Below are 3,148 nucleotides of genomic sequence, written 5' to 3'. Positions count from 1 at the left end.
CGAAAGATAATGGCCTCGGTCACCCCTGAAGCCTGGGCGATCTCCTTGGTGGTCGTCCCGTCGAACCCCTTGCGGGCGAAAAGGTCCATGGCCGTGCGGACGATCTGCAATCGCCGGTCCGCCGCCGAGAGCCTCACCCGCCCCTTCGTTCGCCGCGCGAGCGTCGCGCCTGCTTTCATCCGCGCCTCCCTTCGTCTCCAAGAAGTCAGTAAGTACTTACCATACTTGCTCTCCGATGGCAAGCCTCCTGACCAAACCGGGCGAAGATCGGGGGAGGGCGAGGGATTCCGGGTCCTCCGCTCCCGGCGGGAGACGGGTTTCTCGGCGGGCCCCGTCGCCCCCTCTCTTGCTCTCAATACTGACTCAGGAAAGATTTCCCACACATTTTTCTTTCTTCTCACGAAAAGTTAAATCCGCTCTCCTATGATGAGGCTGTGCCACGGCACATCACACCAAGGAAAGGAGGTCGTTGGAGATGGCAAAGCGACATGCAGAGCAGTATGAGAGGCGAGGGGAAACCTTCTCGCGCATTCTGAGACGGCGGCTGGCCCGCCGCTCTTTCCTGAAAGGGGCGGCCGCGACGATCCCTCTGCTGATCGTGAAACCCGGCCGGATGGTCTCGTCAGGGCAAGGGGTGCAAAGCTTAGCTTTCCAGCCCGTGCGCTTGAGCGCCGCCGATGCCGTGCTGGTTCCGCCGGGCTATTCTTCGCAGATCTTGATTCGATGGGGAGATCCTCTTTTCCCGGATGCCCCCGAATTCAATCTCCTCAATCAGACGGCCAGCTCTCAAGCGCGACAGTTCGGGTACAATTGCGATTATGTGGGCTATTTCCCCCTGCCCGACCACGACTCCAACAATCCCACGCACGGACTGCTGGTGGTCAATCATGAATTCACGAGCCCGGAGTTAATGTTCGTCCGTTATTCCGCTTCCGCTCCGACGCGGGAGCAGGTGGATGTCGAACTGGCGGCACATGGCCTGTCGGTCGTCGAAGTGGAGAGAACTCAGGCAGGAGAATGGAAATATCACCGGGACTCTTTCTTCAACCGTCGCATCACGGGAGAGACCGAAATGCTCCTCACCGGTCCGGCGGCGGGACACGACCTGCTCAAAGTGTCGTATGATCGCACAGGGACACGAGTGCGGGGGATGCTCAATAACTGCGCGGGCGGAAAAACTCCCTGGGGAACTGTCCTGACCTGCGAGGAAAATTTCAATCAATATTTCGCCAACCTCAACGCGCTCCCGGATTCGGACCGACGCAAGGCGATGCATGCTCGCTACGGAGTGCCCAGTGGAGCCAGCGAGCGTCGCTGGGAGCAACATCATGATCGCTTCGACGTTGGGAAGGAGCCCAATGAACCCTTCCGGTTCGGATGGGTGATTGAGGTAGATCCTTATAATCCCCATTTCATCCCTCGAAAGCGCACGGCTTTGGGACGGTTTAAACACGAGGCGGCAACCGTTGTCGTTGCTCCCGACGGTCGAGTCGTCGTCTATTCCGGGGATGATGAGCGATTCGAGTACATCTACAAGTTTGTCAGTCGGCGGCCGATGAACCTCACCCGTCGCGACGCCAATTTTGGGCTGCTGGATGAAGGGACCCTCTATGTTGCCAAGTTCAACGATGATGGAACCGGACAGTGGCTCCCCCTCCAGGCCGGGCAAGGACCTCTGGCCACCTGGTCGCAAGCTGAGGTGCTCATCTACACGCGTGCTGCTGCTGACGTGTTGGGGGCGACAAAGATGGATCGTCCCGAGGATATCGAGATGAATCCGATTACCGGCAAAGTGTACTGCGTCATGACCAACAATACTCGTCGCGGTAGCTCCGGGCAGCCCGGCGTGAATCAGGCCAACCCGCGGGCCAATAATCGGCATGGCCATATCATTGAACTCACCGAGGACGGCGGTGATCCAACCTCCACGACTTTCCGTTGGGAGATTTTCTTACTCTGTGGCGATCCGATGGTTCCCGGCGATCAAACCTTCTTCGCCGGATTTGATCCTACGCTTGTCAGCCCCATTTCCTGTCCTGACAATATCACGTTTGACGGCAATGGCCATCTCTGGATCGCTACCGATGGGATGCCGGGAACCTTCCAGAAAAATGATGGATTGTTCGCCGTTCCCGTCGAGGGTGAAGAGCGGGGTTTTGTGCGCCAATTCCTGAGCGGACCGGTGGGTGCGGAAATCTGTGGTCCAGAATTCACACCCGATTACCGCACGCTCTTTGTGGCTATTCAACATCCGGGCGAGGGAAGTTCCCTCACAGCCCCCACTAGCACGTGGCCAGATGGGGTGATTCCTCCACGCCCGAGCGTGATCGCCATTACCACACATAATGGGCTCGGGGCCATCGGGAGCTAATGCAAGATGTACCAGTTCACCATCTGGCACAATCCTGCCGTTCGTCGCAGGGGCTTCGACCCTCGATGTGGTGGTGCTCTCGCTGTGACACAAGCCTGGCCTCACCGACTAGAGCTATTCAGTCCCCCCATCCTCCTCTTCGTCGGAGGTGGGGACCGCCTCCCCACTCCGACGGATTCCTCTTTCTTGCCTCTCACTTATCCTGTTGAGACCACGTGATTGCACCACGGTTACTCTGACCGGTAGCTTCCACGTCATCGTACCGGGTGGGGCGGTCCACCCGGTGACGTTTTTCTTGACCGTTAGCAAGCTTGATGCCAGTAAATTTCGAGATTTCGAGAGCAGTATTTGAGCGTCTGGATATCTCAGAGCCTCAATATCCGGGGGAGCGAATGAACCCTCATCGCGATGAGGGGCTTCATCCCGGACTGGTGGGGAAATGATACCAAAGGAGTCCTCACGGTTTCCGGGTGGAGCTGCCGCTCCGCGGGAGAGTTTCTTGGAAACACTCAGAGAACGTAGGCCTGCGGAAGGATGGTCAAACCGGCTGCGCACAGCGTCTCCCCAATCTTAGTTCGTGGCAACCGTTCATTCACGAGCAATTCCTGCGAAAAAATCCCTCATGAGAACATCACCGGCGAATCGGCGTCCCTTCCGGGTGGAAGCCACGGTCTTTTCTTGCTCAATCCCTTCGGCGGAAAGTGTAGATTTTCTCAACAGCGCCTGATGAGATTTTCAACTTCGACTAAACCGAAATAGGGGATCGTTTGCTGGCGA

General features: G+C 57.6%; 2 protein-coding genes. One reads left to right on the top strand and one right to left on the bottom strand.

Going from position 1 to position 3,148, the window contains the following annotated elements; genetic code table 11:
- A partial coding sequence (locus VNM72_03270; GenBank protein ID HXF04417.1) for a helix-turn-helix domain-containing protein occupies positions 1–179 on the bottom strand: 179 nt, incomplete at its 3' end.
- A gap of 296 nt (positions 180–475) precedes the next feature.
- Between VNM72_03270 and VNM72_03265 the strand changes: the two genes are divergently transcribed.
- Positions 476–2,371 carry a PhoX family phosphatase gene (locus VNM72_03265; protein HXF04416.1) on the top strand — a complete coding sequence of 632 codons (1,896 nt, stop codon included), beginning with the start codon at positions 476–478 and terminating at the stop codon, positions 2,369–2,371.
- The last annotated feature ends 777 nt before the right edge of the window (positions 2,372–3,148 follow it).

The organism is Blastocatellia bacterium (genome assembly GCA_035573895.1).
In the GTDB taxonomy this organism is placed as follows: domain Bacteria; phylum Acidobacteriota; class Blastocatellia; order HR10; family HR10; genus DATLZR01.
The sequence above is the reverse complement of the archived record's forward strand: the minus strand, read 5'-3'. Positions and strand labels throughout refer to the sequence as shown.

Coding starts and splice junctions, on each gene's coding strand:
- VNM72_03265 (HXF04416.1), top strand. CDS start 476: ATGGCAAAGCGACATGCAGAGCAGTATGAGAGGCGAGGGGAAACCTTC.